We start from the raw sequence: 17,659 nt of genomic DNA on the forward strand, positions 1-17,659 counted from the left end.
ACAACTCTCCGATATTTCGCTGGACACACCAAGTGATACATCAATACAGAAACATTGTGGCTTTTATGTATGTACTGACTCATTCCTCATCATATCAGATCGCAGCAGAGCTGCGGGGAATTAGACCCTAAGAGATTAAAAAACTGCTCAAAACGAACGAGCAAGAGGCAAAGTAGGAATAACTACTTATAAACCCTCTCAACCCTCTTTCCAATCGATGTAAGAACTTCATAAGGGATGGTGCCGATCTGGTCGGCGATGTCCTGCGCGGTGATCTTGTTTTTGCCTTTTGAACCTATCAGAATAACTTCGCTACAATAGGTCTTGAAAAATCCGGGTTGTCAGGCTAATATTACTACAAGGGGTTTGATAAATTTTTTGCAATATCGTTTCATACCCTTATAGACTTTAGAAACATCATGCTTTTTTAGTGGAGAAAATTATATATGCCAACCATTAGCATGTTTTATGGGATTCTGATTTTAATGTTTTTCAAAGACAACCGTCGTCATCACCTTCCGCATATTCACGTCCGTTACCAGGATAATAATGCGTCTGTTTCAATCGAAGACGGCAACATTCTTGAAGGTACGCTGCCTAATAAGCAACTCAAGATGGTTCAGGCATGGATAGAAATCCATAGAGAAGAGTTAATGGTTGACTGGCAGCTCGCGGTTAATGGCGAGGAGCCTTTCAGAATAGCGCCATTGCAATGAGGAGGAATAAATGCTGATTGATGTTGTGAGCGTCAAGCCCCAAAAGGATTTTTATCTGGAACTGGAGTTTAAAAACGGAGAGTTCAGACTTTTTGATATGCGTCCTCTTCTGGCGCTAAAGCCGTGGAACCGCATTGCAAATTTGCATTTATTCGAGTGTGCAAGGGTTGATTATGGGACTGTAGTTTGGCCGGGAGAAATTGATATTGCCCCCGAAACTCTCTATGACGATTCAACTCCGATAGAGAAATAAGGCCGGGATAGCATGGGGTTATTGACAAGGCAAGAACAACTACTTATAAACCCTCTCAACCCTCTTTCCAATCGATGTAAGGACTTCATAGGGAATAGTGCCGATATGGTCGGCAATGTCCTGCGCGGTGATCTTGTTTCTGCCTTTTGAACCTATCAGAATAACTTCGCTCTTCTGCGTAACATTCGGAATGCCGGTAACATCTGCCATGAATGAATCCATACAGACCCTTCCGGCAACCGGAGCGAATTTGCCGTTGATGATAACCTTGCCGATATTTGAGAGCCTTCTGTCATAGCCATCGGCATAACCGAAGGGTATAGTTGCAATGGTGCTTCTTCTCTTTGTGGTAAAAGTTCTGCTGTAACTTATCGGGGTTCCCTCAGGCACAGTTTTCACAAAGAGAACCTTGCTCCTGATGCCCATGACTGGCTTAAGCTTCTCATTCTCGCAGCAGCCGTATCCATAAAGCATGATGCCCGGACGAACCATATTGAAGTGAGATGACGGCAGCGTCAGAACAGCGGCGCTGTTTGCCATGTGAATGTATTTAAAAATTATGTGCTTCTCTTTAAGAGAGTTTATGACATGCTTGAAAAGTTTAATTTGTTGATTTGCAAACTGCTTGTCCTTAAGGTCTGCCTCAGAAAAGTGGCTCATGATACCTTCAAGCCTGATGTTGCTGAGGGCTGCGATCTTCGGGATATACTTCAGCGCGCTTTCCGGAGCAAAACCTACACGCCCCATGCCTGTGTCTATTTTGATATGGATCGGCACCAGCTTTTTCTTCCTTACTGCGGCAAGAGATATTTTTTTTGCAACGCTGAGGTCAAAGACGACAGGCCTGAGGTTATACTCAACAAACGCGTCAATGTTCTTTGTATCAAAGAAGACGACTATCGGCGCCCTTATTCCGGCCTCTCGTAATTCAACGCCCTCGCTTGCGCAGGCTACTCCGAGCATGGTGACTTTGTTCTTGAGGAGGTGTTTTGATACTTCCACCGCTCCGTGCCCGTAGGCGTCGGCTTTTACAACGGCAAGGATGTTTTGATCGCCTGTCTTCTCTCTGACAAGCTCTAAGTTACTGGAGAGGTTTTTGAGGCTTATTTCAGCAACGGCTTTTTGAAGCTTCACCTATTAATCTGTTTCCTCTTTTTTTGCGTCCTTGCTGTCTTTATCTTTTTTCGGTGTTACATCGATCTCATTAGGTTCGTTTACCGACTTTTTAAAGTTCCTTATCGCCTTGCCTATCCCTTCTCCCAATTGCGGCAGTTTTGCGCCGCCGAAGATCACAACGACTATAACCAGTATCACTATCAGTTCTGTTGCTCCAAGACCAAACATATTATCCTCCTTCTGACAATATCAATATTTGAGTTCAGTATATCCGATGATGTAAATAAAGGTTCACATCTTCAGGTGTATTAAGGTTAATAAATGACCTTGCTCCAGCGTCAAGCTTATTCACCTCATCGGAATTGATGTATTTTACCTTTTTGCCTGTTAAAAAATCTTTCAGCCCTTTTTTGCCGGTGAGAAGAGATTTCTCCATAGAAAACAGCAGGCTCCTCGAATAAAATGCAAATAGAGGCTCTGCGTAATTCCCCCCCTTAGCAAGGGGGGGATGGGGGGGGAAAGGAGATTCCGGCACCACGGCATCATGCTTCCCTCTCATCCCGGCCATGTATGTAATAAGCTCCCTGTTTATGAAAGGCATATCGCAGGCTGAGACAAATATCCATTGAGTTGATGAATTGAGCAGAGCCGTAAAGATGCCTGTCATCGGCCCTCTTATATCATAGATATCACCAAGCATGGGTGTGTCAAGATGCGCGTAGAATTCAGGCTGGTTAGTGACAATAAAATTCTTCTCAAAGAGCTTCCCGAGTGTCTGAATGTTTCCCTTAATAATAGTTTTCCCGTCAACCTCAATGAAGGACTTCAGAACAGGCATCCGGGTGTTCTCGCCGCCTGCGAGGATAACGCCTGTACAGTTATTGATAAATTCAGACAAAGGAGATCACTTTTTTAAGGCTTGTATTATATAGTGCGCAACTAAAGAGACTTTAGAGGTTTCACCGCTATCCATTGCTTTCAACTCGGCAATGCTGCTCTTTAGTTCATCTTCACCGATCACTATCACATTCTTTGCCTTGATGCGGTTGGCCTTTTTCATCTGGCTGCGGATTGAGGCTTGCTCGTAATTTATCTCGATCCATTTGCCCTTTTTTCGCAACTGATCAGCAAGCGCCAATGCTGCCTCAGCCGCTTCTCTGCCAAGTGTGCAGATGAATATATCAGGCCCTTCATGGGCTTCCATTGAATCTTTTATAAGTTGACCAATCCTCTCCATGCCTATGGCAAAACCAATGCCCGGAGTTGGGGGGCCGCCGAATTCCTTAACAAGCCCGTCATATCTTCCGCCAGCCGCGACGGCATTCTGGCTTCCGAGTGATTCGCTTGTTACCTCAAAGGCGGTCTTTGTGTAGTAGTCAAGCCCCCTTATAAGGTCAGGGTTGATCGTGTGCGGAACATTTAGCAGTTTCAGGTAATGTTTAAGATCCTTGAAATGTTCATTGCATCCCGCGCAGAGATGATCGATAACAGTAGGAGAACCTTCTCTCTCTTTTATACATGCCGGCACTTTACAGTCAAGGATCCTTAAGGGATTTTTATTAAAGCGCCTATTGCAGTCGTCACAGAAATTTTCCAATTTACCCTGTAGATGATCCTTCAGAGCTGCTATATAAGAAGGCCTGCATTGGGGGCAGCCTATGGAGTTAACCTGAAAATTCAGGTTTTTAAGGCCTATGCCTTCAAGTATCTGTGAGAGCATGGCGATTATCTCTGCATCTGCCTTCGGGTCCTCAACTCCGAGCGCCTCTGCCCCTATCTGGTAGAACTGCCTCTGCCTACCGGCCTGCGGGCGTTCATAACGGAACATCGGGCCCATGTAGTAATACTTTTGAGGAGCCGGCTCGTTGTAAAGATGGTGTTCAACATAAGCCCTGATAAACGGCGCTGTGCCTTCGGGCCTCAGCGTTACGCTCCGGCCTCCCTTGTCAGTAAAGGTGTACATCTCCTTCTCAACAATATCCGAAGTCTCGCCGATACTCCTTGTGAATATATCGGTCGGCTCGATTATCGGAAGCCTTATCTCGAAGAAGCCGTGGTTCTTAAATATGTCTCTGGATACAGCCTCTATCTTGTGCCAGATGAAGATGTCAGGCGGGCATACATCCAGAATGCCTTTAAGGCTTTTAAACTTCATCCGGCCTCTCTTCCTCGCGTTTCTTGTCAAATTCCAGCATGCTCATATGGCTTTCTATAAGCCGCCTGAGCTCTTCCTTAAAATGGGTCCTTACGCCTTTCAGGTCAGTGATATCCTCATGTATCTTTATTACGCCCTCCTGAGCCTTGTGAATCATCTCTTCCGCCCTCAGCTCAGCCTCTTTCCTTATCAGCTCAGCCTCTTTCCTGGCATTGTCCTGATAGTCTTCCACCATCTTCTGTGTTGCTATGAGAGTATCTTTAAGCGTGGTCTCAATGCTCTTATAATCTTTCAACTGCTTTTCATTTCTCTTTACATCTTCCCTCAGGTTGGCATTCTCCCTCAGAAGCTCTTCCATCTCTTCCCTTACATGTTCAAGAAATGCATCGACCTCTTCGATGTCAAAGCCCCTGAACTTTGTCGCGAACTGCTTTTGCTGAATATCAAGCGGTGTTATTCTCATCCAATTCCTCCGTAATTAAATCTCATATTATTTTTAACCTTTAAGCCTCATGGCTATATCAAAAAGCGATACTATCAGAAAACGCCTGATGAACATGATAACAAGTATTATGATCATCGGTGAAAGGTCTAAACCACCCATACCACCCATATGCCTTCTTATAGGATAGAGGACAGGTTCAGTTATTCTATACAAAAACCTGACAATAGGATTATACGGGTCAGGGTTTACCCAGCTCAAAAGCGCAGAGATAATTATCGCCCACATATAGAATCCCAGCGCTATGTCAGTAACATACGCTGCGGCATAAAGAAAGTTGCCTAATATAAACACCTAACTTTTCCTCCCGAGTTCTTCTGCCCTTTTAATCGCGGCATCGATCGCAGACTGCACGATGTCACGCAAGCCGCCGTCTTCAAAGACCTTCAGCCCGGCTGCGGTCGTCCCTCCGGGAGATGTGACCATCTCTCTTAATTTTGCAGGAGCCATTCCCGTTTCAAGCTGTCTGGCTGTGCCGAGAAGGGTCTGGTTCGCAAGTGTTGCGGCATCATCTTCGCTTAACCCGTTCCTGACCCCGGCTTGTATCATCGCTTCTGTGAATAGGGCGAAGAATGCAGGGCCGCTGCCTGAAAGCGCTGTGACCGCATTCATACGCTTTTCAGGTAAAGTGATGACCTTTCCGACAGACATGAAAATCTCCCTGACAATTGATATTTCATTGCCTGAAAAACATTCGCACATTGATAATACCGTCATCCCCTCCTGAACAAGCGCAGGCGTATTGGGCATCACTCTGATCAATTTTTCAGTCTTTAGTTTTGAAGCAAGGCAATCAAGCGTGATACCGGCTGCTATCGATACAACTGTTTTTGACCCGTCAATATCTCCGGCAACCTCATTCAGCACGCCTTCCATATTCTGAGGCTTTACCGCAAGGATGATTATATTAGAGGAAGCTGCGACTTCTCTGTTTGAAGATGAAGTAGTTATCCTGTATTTCTCTTCAAGGTACTTCCTTCTCTCTTCCCTCGGCTCTGATACGATTATATCCTTCATACCGCTGGAGGCCATTCCTTTTATCAGAGCTTCAGCCATATTCCCGCCGCCTATAAACCCGATCTTCATGTTATATCCTTAATAGTTCCTTTCCCCGAAAATTGCGGTACCCACACGAACCATTGTGGCTCCTTCTTCTATGGCAACCTCAAAGTCATTTGACATGCCCATAGAGAGATGATTGATGATGAAACCTCTTGCCCTTGCCTTTTCAGCAAGCCTTCTCAGCCTTGTGAAGTATGGCCTTGCCGCTTCAGGATCGTCAAAAAAAGGAGGTATGGCCATCAGTCCGTCCAGTCTAAGATAATCCATCCCGGATACTTTCTCAAGTAATCCCATTGCTTCTTCTTCCCTGATGCCGTGTTTGGCAGTCTCATCTGAAAGCTTAACCTGAACCAGCACCCTCTGAACCTTATTCATGCTGCCTGAATATTTATTTAGTTCCTCTGCGAGTGATACAGAGCCTACCGAATGAATAAGGTCGAATAATCCGACAGCGGCCTTTGCTTTGTTCTTCTGGAGGTTGCCGATAAAATGCCATTCTACCCCCCCTACTCCCTCCCTTAACAGGGGGGGGGTAGCTCTGAACTCTGTTATCTTGCCCGCAGCTTCCTGCACCTTGCTTTCACCGAGAATGGATACTCCGGCCCTCACCGCATCCATGATACTTTGTATGTCAACGGTCTTGGAGACCGCGACAAGCTTTATCTCATCAGGAGGCCTTCCGGCTTTGATCGCGGCATTAATGATTTTCTCCTGAACGTTATGCAGGGCATCAGCAATCCCCATGGTATAGAAGATTAGCATTTTCACCCTCTATTGGCAAGGCAGGCTTCATCTGGGAACTGCGTCATATTTGCAATATACGCAGAAAGTTTTTTCATAAATACTTCATAAGAAATGTGCTATTATTTGAACATGAAAAAGAGCAGGATACTGATAGTTGAGGATGAAAAAAAGATCGCCGAGATAGTGACCGCCTATCTGGAAAAAGACGGCTTTGACGTTACAGTTGCGGAATCAGGGCTGAAGGCCATCTCTTTACTGAAAAACGGCTATGACCTCGTTATCCTCGACCTTATGCTTCCTGACATGGACGGGGAAGAGATATGCAAGACAATAAGAAAAGACTCTGACCTGCCTATCATTATGCTTACCGCTAAAAGCGAAGAGGAAGACAGGATAAAGGGGCTTGGATTAGGGGCCGATGACTATGTTGTAAAGCCTTTCAGCACCAGGGAGTTGGTAGCAAGGGTGAAGGCGCTCCTGAGAAGGGCCGGAAGAAAGAATGTCCACAGATTTAATAACGGGAACCTTATTATTGACTCTGGAAAACTTCAGGTGACAAAGGACAATGCAAATGTAGTTCTCACACCTACGGAATTCAATCTCCTCAGGTGTCTTGCTGAAAGGCCTGAACAGGTATTTACACGGCTGCAGCTTGTAAATGTAATACTTGGATATGACTATGAAGGATATGACAGGACAATAGACGCGCATATCAAGAATATCCGGCACAAGATCGAGGACGACCAGAAAAACCCCTCCTACATAAAAACGGTCCATGGTGTAGGTTATAAATTTATCGGCCTGCCAGATGAGGACTAAACTTTTTCTCGCATTCACGCTTGTGATCTTTTTAGCCATTCTCTCCAATACCGTCTTCGAGAGGCTTATCATCAGTGATTTCAATAACTTTTTAAAAGGAACTGAGGAGGACAAGGTTTATTGGATGATGTCTTCTGTTGAAGGCAGTTATATGGATAACGACTGGAATATGGCTCACCTCAGTAATTCTATCCACTGGGGCATTATGTTAGGTTTTGAAACTTATGTGGAAGATATATCGGGCAGCAAGGTCATATCTTCCACTGATGTGCTCTCCCATCTGCCGCCCAACATGTCAAGGAGAATGAACTCATTTTTCAAACTGCCTGAAGGGACAGGCGAATTCATCTGGTATCCGCTTTACGTCGAGGGAAATGAGATAGGAAAGCTGTATATAAGGCCGCTGGAAAGGGTCGGCCTGCTTCCACATAAAGAGGAGATTTTCAGGGAAAGGGGAAAGAAGTTTCTTATCCTGTCATTTTTGATCGCGGGAGTGGGCGCGTTGTTCCTGTCCGTACTGCTTACTATTACACTTTCCAGGCCCATCAGACGTTTAACAAAATCTGCCGAGGATATCGCAAAGGGTGATTTCTCTGTAAAAGCGCCATACCGGCATAAAAAAGGGCTGCTCAGATACAACGATGAGATAGACAGGCTGACCGTCACATTCAACTATATGGCAGAGGCGCTGAAAAGAGAGGACGCATTGAGAAAGCACCTCACATCCAACATAGCCCATGAGTTGAGAACCCCGCTCACGATAATCAAGGGAAACCTGGAAGCGATTGAAGACGGCGTGATCTCTGACCCCCGTACAGTTATCAAAAACATCAATTCCGAGATACAAAGGCTCATCTCTCTTGTAGAAGGGATCAAGGATGTGACAAGCGCTGAAGCCAGCTTCTTTAAAAAGGGAGAGCTTCAGGAGGCCAACCTTAAGGAGATCATATCTTCAGTTACAGATGGAATGCGCAAGCTTATAGAAGGGAAAGGGCTTTATTTAGAGGTTGAGGGGCCTTCGATGACGGTCATGACATACCCTGACAAATTTCACATTATATTAAAAAACCTGTTAACTAATGCTTACAAATATACTGATAAAGGCGGCATTACTGTAAGCTGGGATCACTGTAAAGAGGCAGGCAAGTCCGGCTTTTACCTTACAGTTGAAGACACGGGCAGCGGTATCGCAGCGGATAAGGCCTCAAAAGTATTTGAGAGATTTTACAAAGGCAGGGATTCAGACGGAAGCGGACTCGGGCTCGCTATTGTTAAAGAGCTTACTGAGGTTATCGGAGGCAAGATAGAGCTTCAAAGCAGCCCCGGCATAGGTTCGCAGTTTACCATAAAATTTATCACCGGCTGAATATTCATATTTTATTCACCAACTTCATAGTATATATATACATGAATCTCGCACGTAAAAAAATTGTAATAGTATTTGCATCTGCTATAATTCTTTTGTCAGCCTGTTTCTCTTCTGCGTTTGCCTGGCATGAGGGGAAAGAGGTGACGCCTTATGGTGATTCCTGCCGGTTATGCACTGATTACGGCACATGCGACTCGCCAATGAGCAATGAAGGAGCAAAGAGGGCTATTATTGAGTACTACCATGCAAAAGGGCTCAACGTAATGATAGAGACGAACAGGGGACGGTTCATCAAGGCAAAGATAATTAATAAAAACGATGTAGTTGATGTAATAATCTTTGACCGCCGCACCGGCAGGGTCAGGTCTATTTATTAACAATATGCTTCAGTGATCCAGCCTATAAAAAATCTTTCTGTATCCCTGCCAGCTCAGCAGATGGTTTTGCAAACAGATAGCCCTGCCCGTACTCAACACCGATATCCAGCAGCATCTCATACTCTTCCTTCGTTTCAATGCCTTCTGCAATAAGCTGAGAGTTGATATTTTTGGCAAGATTGACGATGGCCTTGACTATCTCCTGCTTAATGTAGCTTTTATGGATAAGCCGGCTGAAAGAGATATCTATCTTAAGAAATCCGGGATTCAGCTCCATGATCCTCTCCAGTCCGGAGTACCCTGTTCCCATGTCATCGCCTGCATGGACGATACCGAGGTCTGAATAATCCTTCATCGCCTCCCTGAAGAGCGCGTAATTATCGATCGCCAGTTTTTCACTTACCTCAAATACCACATTTTCAGGTTTTAACTTCAGGTCATCAAGAAGGTCCTTAAGATAGACGCCGCGGAACTCAGGATCGTGAATGGTCATGCTAAGAGTGTTAATAAATATTTTTTTGTCAGTTTCGAGATGGCGCGCGCTCTGAAGTGCTATTTTCCGGCAGAGGCTGTCCAGTTCAAAAGAGAGCCCGCATTTTGTTGCCAGAAGAAAAAGGATAAGCGGGTTATAGAACTTTGAATTTTCCGGGCCCCTTGTAAGCGCTTCATAACCCAGAATATCCAGTGTCTTAAGATTTACGATAGGCTGAAAGACGGTTGAGAGGTTGTGCTCAACTATTATTTTCTGCAGTTCATACCTGCCTGTATAATCCTGCTTCATTGCCGTGAACTCGCCCATCTTCTTGGCGTTATTCACCAGCTGCATTATAAGGCGCATGTTATTGACCATGGGGTTCTGTATCTCAAGGGCATACCCGACCGTGGGGATGGAATATTCTTTAAGGTACGGGAAGAGCAGCGTAAAGACCGCCTCTTCCAATTTTATCCTGATCCGCTCCGCTATGTTCTCAAGATGGTATAAGAGATTGGTGCTGTCCTCGCGCGGAGAAGATAGGAAGATAACGAAAGTATCAACATCATATATATCAATAATGAATATGTCGGATTTCCGAAGTTCGCCTTCCCTAAGTTCTTTAAGAGTATTGGTAAGATGGTTGAAAGTATCGAGGTAGACGTTGCTCCCGTAGAGATGCTCTATCTTTCTGAGGTCCGGGATCTGAATTGTGATACAGGAGAGATACTTATATGCGACCAGCAGTTTCTCAATATTATCATATTCCTTGATGACCGTAGGAAGCGACAGTTTGCTGTTAAAATAAAAGTTCTCGTTTATCGAGACATTTATTTTTGAATTCTTAAAACCGCCATCATTATTGCCTGACAACTCTCTACCTCCGAAGATCAATCCCAATTGAATTCAAGGAATAGCTGATTGAGATTTTATATCTATTTGTAAAATCTGTCAATAAAAAACATTTGTTCTTTTATGCATCATATCTTCATTAAATATTCATGCTTCCTTCATCCTTTCTTCAAGTGTTTAAAGTAAATTATCAGTATGAAATCTGAAGAAACCAAAAAATGGAGGTGAAGAGTATGAAAAAACTTGTAGTTGGATTGGCATTAATATCATTACTTGCTGCCGGCGCTGTAGTTTATGCCCACGGCCCTGGTTCACGAGGCGGCCACATGATGGGACAGGGCTTTAATGGCGGAGATATGATGGGCAGAGGATGCGGCGGCGGCCAGTGCGGCGGTGAGAATGAAGAAAGCCGGAAGTTCCTTGATGAGACGTATTCGCTCAGGAAAGAGATGCATGACAAGAAGTTTGAGTACCGGGAAGCGCTGCGTAACCCGGACACGACTGTAGCAACCATCACAAAACTTGAAAGAGAGATACAGAGCCTCAAAGAAACTATCCGTGAAAAAGCGCCAAAAGATTCACATATGAAGATGGGCAGGGATGGAGGCTGCCGGCATTAATTACGCTGCAAAACAATAATCTTAAGGCAGCCGGAAGGTCCCGGCTGTCTTTTTTATAACATCTAATCTAAACCAGATATACAAAGTCAACCCTTTCTTAGAATATGTTATATTGACCTTATACCATATCTTTGTTAACATTCATACCCATGAAGAAAATAATTATAACAACATTGCTTTTATTGTCCTTTTACGGCAATGCTCATTCTGCCGCTGAGGAGTTACGCGATGATAACAGTGCAGGAGTGCACGAAGAAGTGCTTCAGAACGGGCTTAAGGTCTTTGCCATAAAAGATCCTAACGCTCCCCTTGCCGTCTTCCAGATCTGGTATGATGCCGGTTCTATTAATGAACAGGTCGGCAAGACAGGGCTGAGCCATCTGCTGGAGCATATGATGTTCAAGGGCACTCCTAAATACGGCGCCAAAGTATTTTCAAAAATAATACAAAGAGCGGGAGGGGTTGACAACGCCGGCACAAGCAAGGACTTTGTCTACTATTATCAGAAGCTTGCTCCTGACAGGCTTCACCTTTCCATTGAACTTGAAGCTGACAGGATGCGGAACCTGATCATGGAGCCGGAGGAGTTTCTTTCTGAAAGAGATGTTGTTATGGAAGAGCGGAGGATGCGCTATGATGACGACCCGCAGAACCTTGTTTATGAAGAAGTGCTGTCCGCTGCATTTAAGAACCATCCTTACAGATGGCCGGTCATAGGCTGGATGGAGGACCTGAAAACAGTAACGCGGGATGATCTCTGGGCATATTACAAAACACGTTATTCTCCTAATAACGCATTTATAATCGTCGCGGGCAATATTGATGTCGTATCCATACTGGAAAAGATAAGAAAAGAATTCGGAAGCATTACGAGAGGGACTGAGATCCCGGCTATGAATATAAATGAACCTGAACAGAGGGGTGAAAGGCGGGTATATGTTAAAAAGGAAGCAGAACTCCCTTACGTCATGAGCGCGTATAAAACGCCCAACATACTTAATGATGACAGTTATGCCCTTGATGTTCTTGCAGGAGTGCTTTCAGGAGGGAAGAGCGCAAGGATATACAGAAGCCTGATCGATGAACAGCGCATAGCGCTTTCTGCAGGCGCCGGTTACAGCAACCTGGATAAATTTCCTTTCTTGTTTTATCTGTACGGCACAGCATTGCCCGGGAAGAAGATAGAGGATGTTGAAAATGCATTATATGCAGAGGTCGGGAAGATAAAAGAAGCGCCTCCTACTGAACTGGAAATAATGAAGGCAAAGAACCAGATCGAATCGGATTTCATTATGAACCAGGATTCCATCTTTTATCAGGCGATGATCCTTGCGGAATTTGAAATGCTCGGAGACTGGAGATTGAAAGACAGGTATATTGAAGGGATCAGAAAAGTCAGCCCCGAAGATGTTCAGCGGGTCGCTAAAAAATATATTGTAGAAGACCAAAGGACGGTAGGTATATTGATACCGGTAAAGCGAGAAGTGAAGAATGAGAATTGAGAAATTGCGGAAAATAATTTTTATTGCATTAATTTTGTGTGTCTCATTATTGATCATCAGCCCTTCTTCGTTTGCCCTTGATGTCAAGAGAAAGATGCTTGAGAACGGCCTGACCCTGATGATCGTTGAAAGGCATAACCTCCCTGTTGTAAAGGTTTCCGTAGGCATCAGCGCAGGCAGTCTCTATGAGCCTGAAACAAAGGCCGGGCTTGCTGACCTGGTCGCGAACATGCTGAATGAAGGGACAAAGAACAGGACTGCTCAGCAAATCAGCGGAGAGATCGAGTTTGTAGGAGGATCGGTCGGCGCATCAGGCGGTGAAGATTATATAACAGTCAGCCTTTCTGTTCTAAAGAAAGATCTAAACCTTGGCTTTGACCTTCTTTCAGATATTATCCTGAATCCGGTCTTCCCGGAAGATGAACTGAAAAAGAAGATCGAACGTACCAAGGCCGGATTAATAGCACAGGAAGAGGATCCCGGATTTATCGCATCAAGGGATTTTAAAAAGGCGATCTTTGGCAGCCATCCTTACGGCAGGCTCGCTGCAGGTTCAGCTCAGACCCTTGATCATATCACCAGAGATGATCTCATTAGTTTTCACTCCGGATATTACGCCCCAAATAATGCGGTTATGGCTGTAGTTGGCGATGTTACACCTGAAGAAGCAGAAGCTATGATTAATAAATATTTCGCACAATGGAAAAACAGGAAGATAGCCCCCCCGTCTTTGCAGAGCATTGTTATGCAGACAGAACAAAAGATAATTACCGTAGACAAAGATCTCACGCAGGCAACTATTATTCTCGGGCATCTTGGAGTCAGCAGGGACAATCCGGATTATTATGTTTTATCAGTCATGAACTATATCCTGGGTGGAGGCGGTTTTGGCTCAAGGCTTATGCAGAACATACGCGAAGATAAAGGCCTTGTCTATGACATTCACAGTTTTTTTGAACCTGATAAATACAGCGGCAGTTTCCAGGTCGGCCTGCAGACAAAAAATGAATCAGCCAATACGGCTATCGAGGAAGTATTGAGAGAGATAGAAAAGATAAGGAAGGAACCGGTTTCTGATATGGAACTCTCTGATGCGCAGTCATTTCTTACCGGCAGCTTTCCGATGAAGATCGAGACAAGCTCACGCATAGCGGGCTTCCTCGTTGCTGTTGAATACTACGGCCTCGGGCTTGATTATATTGATAATTACCCTAACTTCATAAATAGTGTAACAAAAGAAGAAGTGCTGAGAGTCGCAAATAAATATCTCCATCCTGACAATTATACCCTTGTTGTAGTTGCGAAAGAGAAAGAAGCTGCAGTAAAGAAAAGGTTCGATAAATAACCCCACGCAGATAAATACCGTATTATCAAAAGGTTGTAATAATAATTTGAAATATCTTGCATATTATGATAATTATTAAACATGAAATGTCATATAAACAAATCACGCATTAAACACAACCTGCAAGCAGAAATCTTTCATGGCTAAGATAGATAAATATTTTAAAATCGTTCTACAGAATGAAGCCAGCGACCTGCACCTTGGTTCCGGCGCCAAGCCGACCATGAGGAAGGAAGGCGAGCTTATAGCGATAGAAGATGAAATATTGCTAAACGATATTCTTCAGGAAATGCTTTTTGAGATTATTACCGCAGGGCAAAAAGAGCTTTTTATTAAAAGAAAAGAGCTGGATTTTTCTTTTGAGGTGCCTTCAGGCCCAAGATTCAGGGTGAATTATTATATCGGAAACAAGGGAATTTGCGCGGCGTTCAGGATCGTGCCTGTACGCATACCTTCTGTCAAAGAGCTTGGGCTCCCTGAACATATCCTGAAGTTCGCGGACATGAGCAACGGCCTTGTGCTTGTAACAGGCCCCACAGGCTGCGGTAAATCCACTACACTCGCTTCAATAATAGACCATATAAATGAGACCAGAAAGGATCATGTTATTACCATTGAGGATCCTATTGAGTTTGCCTATAAAAACAAGAATTGCCTTATAAACCAGAGAGAACTTGGCGCCCATACAAATTCTTTTGCAAATGCGTTAAAGGCATCGCTGAGGGAGGATCCTGATGTTATCCTTGTCGGCGAGATGAGGGACCTTGAAACGATCGAGCTTGCGATAACAGCTGCAGAAACAGGACAACTGGTATTTGCTACCCTGCACACACCTTCCGCTGCGCAGAGCGTTGACAGGATCATTGATGTCTTTCCTGAAGGGAAGCAGGCACAGATACGCACAATGCTCGCAGATACACTCAAAGGTATAGTTGCTCAACAGCTCCTCAAGAAAGCTGATAAGACAGGAAGGATCGTTGCTGTTGAAGTGCTTTTTGTAAACTATGCGGTCTCAAACCTTATCAGGGAAGGCAAGACATACCAGATCCCTTCTGTCATGCAGACCTCAAAGCAGGAACAGATGCAGATAATGGACGAAGAGATAATGAAGTATTTACTGCATAAAATCATCACGCCTGAAGAGGCTTATCTGAAAGCAAATAATAAGAAGCTTTTTGCTCCATACCTCACCGGCGATAGCCATAGAGGAGGCGCACAATGAGAGAAAGAAGCTTTTATAATAACATCCTGTTTATCACGCTTTTTTTAGCATTATTTATTGCGATAGGCAGCAGTACGGCTAAGGCAATAGAGAATGATCCGGAGCTTAAGACAGTTTCCACCGGGCTTGATGATCAGGTTGGAATGTCCCTTACTGTTTATAACGTTAACCTGGGGCTTGTTAAAGATGTGAGGGAACTGACACTTGATAGGGTGATAGGAAATCTCAGGTTCATGGATGTGGCTTCAGGCATTATCCCGACAAGCGTATCAATAAGATCGCTGATAGACGCAAACAGCCTGGGCATACTTGAACAGAATTACGAATATGACCTGCTTAATCCGCAGAAGCTTCTGGATAAGTACGTCGGAAAGAAGGTGAAGATATTCAATGAAAACCCTTATACCGAAAGAGAGGAGATCATAGAAGCCACGCTTCTTTCAAATAACGGAGGAGCAATATATCAAATAGGTGATGAAATAACATTCAACTATCCCGGCAGGGTCATATTCCCGGAAGTACCCGATGACCTTATCTCAAAGCCAACACTGGTATGGATGTTTGAGAACACGCTCCCTTCAAAACAGAAGGTCGAGGCGTCCTATCTTACAAACGGCATCAACTGGCGCGCGGATTACGTGGTAACGCTTAATGATAAAGATGATATGGCTGACCTGTCAGGATGGGTAACGATAGAAAACATGAGCGGCACGACTTATAAAGATGCAAAGCTGAAGCTTGTTGCAGGTGATGTGAACAGGGTCAAAGATGAGCATGAATATGATGAAAGAATGATGTATGCGGCAAAGGCGATGGCAGCAGACGAACAGTTCAAGGAAGACGCGTTCTTTGAATATCACATATATACACTTCAGCGAAATTCAACTATCAAGAACAACCAGACAAAACAGATAAGCCTTATCACTGCTGATGATATCCCCGTGAAAAAAGAGTTCATTTTTCAGGGAGCGGCATATTACTACCGCACACAGTATGGGCAGCCTTTATCAAACCAGAAGGTAGGAGTTTACGTTGAGATAGCCAACATGGAAAAGAACAATCTTGGAATCCCTCTGCCTAAAGGCACGATCAGGATATACAAGAACGATAATGAAGGGAGCCTCCAGTTCGTTGGTGAGGACTCTATCGACCATACCCCGAAAGATGAGAAGATAAAAGTGAAGCTTGGGGATGCATTTGATATTGTCGGCAGCAGAAAGCAGACAAGCTGGGAAAAGACAGCTTATGATACTTATGAAGCCGGATATGAGATATCGCTCAGGAACCACCAGAAAGAAGATATTGTTGTAAAAGTTGTTGAACCTATTCAGGGGGACTGGAAGATGGTAAGCTCATCCCATGATTACAATAAGACAGAAGCATTCACTGCAGAATTCAATATCCCGGTTCCCAAAGATAAAGAGGTTAAGCTCAATTATAAGGCAAGAATGAAGTTCTGATAAATATTTTGCCGATTTTTTGGACTGCTGTTAAATTACCTCCCCTGTCAAAGGGGAGGTAATTTATTTTATCGGATGCTTATGTTATTTATTTGTAACGGTAATTGATTGCGCCGTATTGCTGTCTCCTGCTTCTTTATAGCTGGCGGTAACCTTGTCTCCGACCTTTATATCGCCGATTGACGCGCCTTCATTACATTGGGCGACCTTTGTTTTAGCGTCAGTATTTAGAATGATCAATGCGTCTTTCTTTTTTACCGTAACAGTGTTGTTAGCTGCATTGACTTCTGAAACACTTCCGGTGATCTGCTTTGCCGCGGAAGCCGATTTGTCAGAAGCATTGACTGAAGCTGTAAAAAACATTATTACAACCACTGTGATGAGTGCTGCCGTTAACTTTTTCATGCTGTGTTACCTCCATATGATTTTATGTTTGTTCGTCTTAAAGACGAATGAAGTCAGAATTAATCGAATGCAAGTTCACTTCCTTTTTATGATTAGATATATTGATCTCCTTTTTAACCCGAATAATGTTGCGATCCCGCTGAAAAACAAAACTGCTGAAGAAGGTTCAGGTGCCATTGAAGGTATAGAGTCGCCATCCCGCACTGCCCAGGCATATCGGTTCAACGCTTTACCACTTGTCCCCTGAGTGCCGTATTTGAAGCTGTAACGCCATGCCTGAGAAGGGTCTTGAACATACTCAGTTGACGACCAGTACATGAATGGCCTTACGTTTATAAAAGCTCCCGGAGAATCTGATGTAATACCATCTGATACGTATAAATGTCCCATCTCGCTGCCTGAACAACCGGAACCTGAACAACTGTCCGAATCAGGAAGTCTCCAGTCGTCAAAGCTTTGGAAGATAAGGCCTGCAGCCCAGGTGTTGGCCTCATCCCAGGTCAATGTTCGGCCTGAATAATTTGCATCCTGCAGCCAGGTTATATTAAGCGCATCATCGTAAATTAAGCCGTTCCCCCTGTCTCTAAGAGCTGCTTCAGATGAAACGGCAATGAACAGGAATGCTGCTGTCACAAATATAAATGAACTAATTGTCTGCATGATATTTC

General features: G+C 44.2%; 23 protein-coding genes. 10 read left to right on the plus strand and 13 right to left on the minus strand.

The window, feature by feature from the left end:
- Both HY807_07565 and HY807_07570 read right to left on the minus strand, forming a co-directional pair.
- Nucleotides 1-83: IS200/IS605 family transposase (locus tag HY807_07565; protein MBI4826264.1), on the minus strand; the 83-nt coding region annotated here is incomplete at its 3' end.
- 99 nt (nt 84-182) lie between these two features.
- Entirely contained in the window at nt 183-305 is a 123-nt protein-coding gene (locus HY807_07570; GenBank protein MBI4826265.1) for a hypothetical protein, read from the minus strand.
- Nucleotides 306-446: 141 nt separating this feature from the next.
- On the opposite strand from HY807_07570, the gene HY807_07575 reads away from it, so the two are divergent.
- Complete coding sequence (locus tag HY807_07575; GenBank protein MBI4826266.1) at nt 447-716, plus strand: DUF4160 domain-containing protein; 270 nt, start codon at nt 447-449, stop codon at nt 714-716.
- 10 nt (nt 717-726) lie between these two features.
- Complete coding sequence (locus HY807_07580; protein ID MBI4826267.1) at nt 727-969, plus strand: DUF2442 domain-containing protein; 243 nt, start codon at nt 727-729, stop codon at nt 967-969.
- A gap of 39 nt (nt 970-1,008) precedes the next feature.
- On the opposite strand, the gene alr is transcribed toward HY807_07580, so the two are convergent.
- Genes alr through HY807_07620 form a run of 8 tightly spaced genes read right to left on the minus strand, consistent with a single transcriptional unit; the run spans nt 1,009 to nt 6,548 of the window.
- The gene (alr, locus tag HY807_07585; GenBank protein ID MBI4826268.1) at nt 1,009-2,103 is read right to left on the minus strand and encodes an alanine racemase; all 1,095 of its coding nucleotides are present in this window, start codon (nt 2,101-2,103) and stop codon (nt 1,009-1,011) included.
- Nucleotides 2,104-2,106: 3 nt separating this feature from the next.
- Nucleotides 2,107-2,313: a twin-arginine translocase TatA/TatE family subunit gene (gene tatA, locus HY807_07590; GenBank protein ID MBI4826269.1), complete on the minus strand. Its 207-nt coding sequence runs from the start codon at nt 2,311-2,313 to the stop codon at nt 2,107-2,109.
- A gap of 34 nt (nt 2,314-2,347) precedes the next feature.
- Nucleotides 2,348-2,983 carry a molybdenum cofactor guanylyltransferase gene (locus HY807_07595; protein ID MBI4826270.1) on the minus strand — a complete coding sequence of 212 codons (636 nt, stop codon included), beginning with the start codon at nt 2,981-2,983 and terminating at the stop codon, nt 2,348-2,350.
- A gap of 6 nt (nt 2,984-2,989) precedes the next feature.
- Nucleotides 2,990-4,240 carry a histidine--tRNA ligase gene (locus HY807_07600; GenBank protein ID MBI4826271.1) on the minus strand — a complete coding sequence of 417 codons (1,251 nt, stop codon included), beginning with the start codon at nt 4,238-4,240 and terminating at the stop codon, nt 2,990-2,992.
- Nucleotides 4,230-4,703 (minus strand): DivIVA domain-containing protein, encoded by a 474-nt coding sequence (locus tag HY807_07605; protein ID MBI4826272.1) that lies wholly within the window; start codon nt 4,701-4,703, stop codon nt 4,230-4,232. Before HY807_07605 ends, HY807_07600 begins: the two co-directional genes overlap by 11 nt.
- Before the next feature lie 33 nt (nt 4,704-4,736).
- Complete coding sequence (locus tag HY807_07610) at nt 4,737-5,036, minus strand: YggT family protein (protein MBI4826273.1); 300 nt, start codon at nt 5,034-5,036, stop codon at nt 4,737-4,739.
- A complete protein-coding gene (proC, locus tag HY807_07615) occupies nt 5,037-5,828 on the minus strand; it encodes a pyrroline-5-carboxylate reductase (GenBank protein MBI4826274.1) in 792 nt (263 codons plus the stop codon).
- Between the two features lie 9 nt (nt 5,829-5,837).
- On the minus strand, nt 5,838-6,548 hold the full coding sequence (locus HY807_07620; protein ID MBI4826275.1) for a YggS family pyridoxal phosphate-dependent enzyme: 711 nt from the start codon (nt 6,546-6,548) through the stop codon (nt 5,838-5,840).
- 129 nt (nt 6,549-6,677) lie between these two features.
- Here HY807_07620 and HY807_07625 point away from each other — a divergent pair, with 129 nt between their 5' ends.
- From HY807_07625 to HY807_07635, 3 genes are read left to right on the plus strand one after another with little or no spacing between them, the layout of a single operon-like run.
- Entirely contained in the window at nt 6,678-7,367 is a 690-nt protein-coding gene (locus HY807_07625; GenBank protein ID MBI4826276.1) for a response regulator transcription factor, read from the plus strand.
- Nucleotides 7,357-8,733: a HAMP domain-containing histidine kinase gene (locus tag HY807_07630; GenBank protein MBI4826277.1), complete on the plus strand. Its 1,377-nt coding sequence runs from the start codon at nt 7,357-7,359 to the stop codon at nt 8,731-8,733. The genes HY807_07625 and HY807_07630 overlap by 11 nt, the downstream gene beginning before the upstream one ends.
- A gap of 41 nt (nt 8,734-8,774) precedes the next feature.
- Nucleotides 8,775-9,113 (plus strand): hypothetical protein, encoded by a 339-nt coding sequence (locus tag HY807_07635; GenBank protein MBI4826278.1) that lies wholly within the window; start codon nt 8,775-8,777, stop codon nt 9,111-9,113.
- Between the two features lie 22 nt (nt 9,114-9,135).
- Here the strand turns inward: HY807_07635 and HY807_07640 are convergent, their stop codons facing one another.
- Nucleotides 9,136-10,458 carry an EAL domain-containing protein gene (locus HY807_07640; GenBank protein MBI4826279.1) on the minus strand — a complete coding sequence of 441 codons (1,323 nt, stop codon included), beginning with the start codon at nt 10,456-10,458 and terminating at the stop codon, nt 9,136-9,138.
- Between the two features lie 212 nt (nt 10,459-10,670).
- Between HY807_07640 and HY807_07645 the strand changes: the two genes are divergently transcribed.
- From HY807_07645 to HY807_07665, 5 genes are all read left to right on the plus strand, one after another.
- A complete protein-coding gene (locus HY807_07645) occupies nt 10,671-11,057 on the plus strand; it encodes a hypothetical protein (GenBank protein MBI4826280.1) in 387 nt (128 codons plus the stop codon).
- 149 nt (nt 11,058-11,206) lie between these two features.
- The gene (locus HY807_07650) at nt 11,207-12,559 is read left to right on the plus strand and encodes an insulinase family protein (GenBank protein ID MBI4826281.1); all 1,353 of its coding nucleotides are present in this window, start codon (nt 11,207-11,209) and stop codon (nt 12,557-12,559) included.
- A gap of 4 nt (nt 12,560-12,563) precedes the next feature.
- Complete coding sequence (locus HY807_07655) at nt 12,564-13,904, plus strand: insulinase family protein (GenBank protein ID MBI4826282.1); 1,341 nt, start codon at nt 12,564-12,566, stop codon at nt 13,902-13,904.
- A 139-nt stretch (nt 13,905-14,043) separates the two neighbouring features.
- On the plus strand, nt 14,044-15,126 hold the full coding sequence (locus tag HY807_07660) for a type IV pilus twitching motility protein PilT (GenBank protein ID MBI4826283.1): 1,083 nt from the start codon (nt 14,044-14,046) through the stop codon (nt 15,124-15,126).
- Nucleotides 15,123-16,586, plus strand: a complete 1,464-nt coding sequence (locus tag HY807_07665; protein MBI4826284.1) for a DUF4139 domain-containing protein — start codon at nt 15,123-15,125, stop codon at nt 16,584-16,586. The genes HY807_07660 and HY807_07665 overlap by 4 nt, the downstream gene beginning before the upstream one ends.
- A gap of 84 nt (nt 16,587-16,670) precedes the next feature.
- On the opposite strand, the gene HY807_07670 is transcribed toward HY807_07665, so the two are convergent.
- On the minus strand, nt 16,671-16,991 hold the full coding sequence (locus HY807_07670; GenBank protein MBI4826285.1) for a hypothetical protein: 321 nt from the start codon (nt 16,989-16,991) through the stop codon (nt 16,671-16,673).
- Between the two features lie 75 nt (nt 16,992-17,066).
- Nucleotides 17,067-17,651, minus strand: a complete 585-nt coding sequence (locus HY807_07675; protein ID MBI4826286.1) for a DUF1566 domain-containing protein — start codon at nt 17,649-17,651, stop codon at nt 17,067-17,069.
- Nucleotides 17,652-17,659: the final 8 nt, after the last annotated feature.

It is taken from the genome of Nitrospirota bacterium, assembly GCA_016207885.1.
GTDB lineage: Bacteria > Nitrospirota > Thermodesulfovibrionia > UBA6902 > UBA6902 > JACQZG01.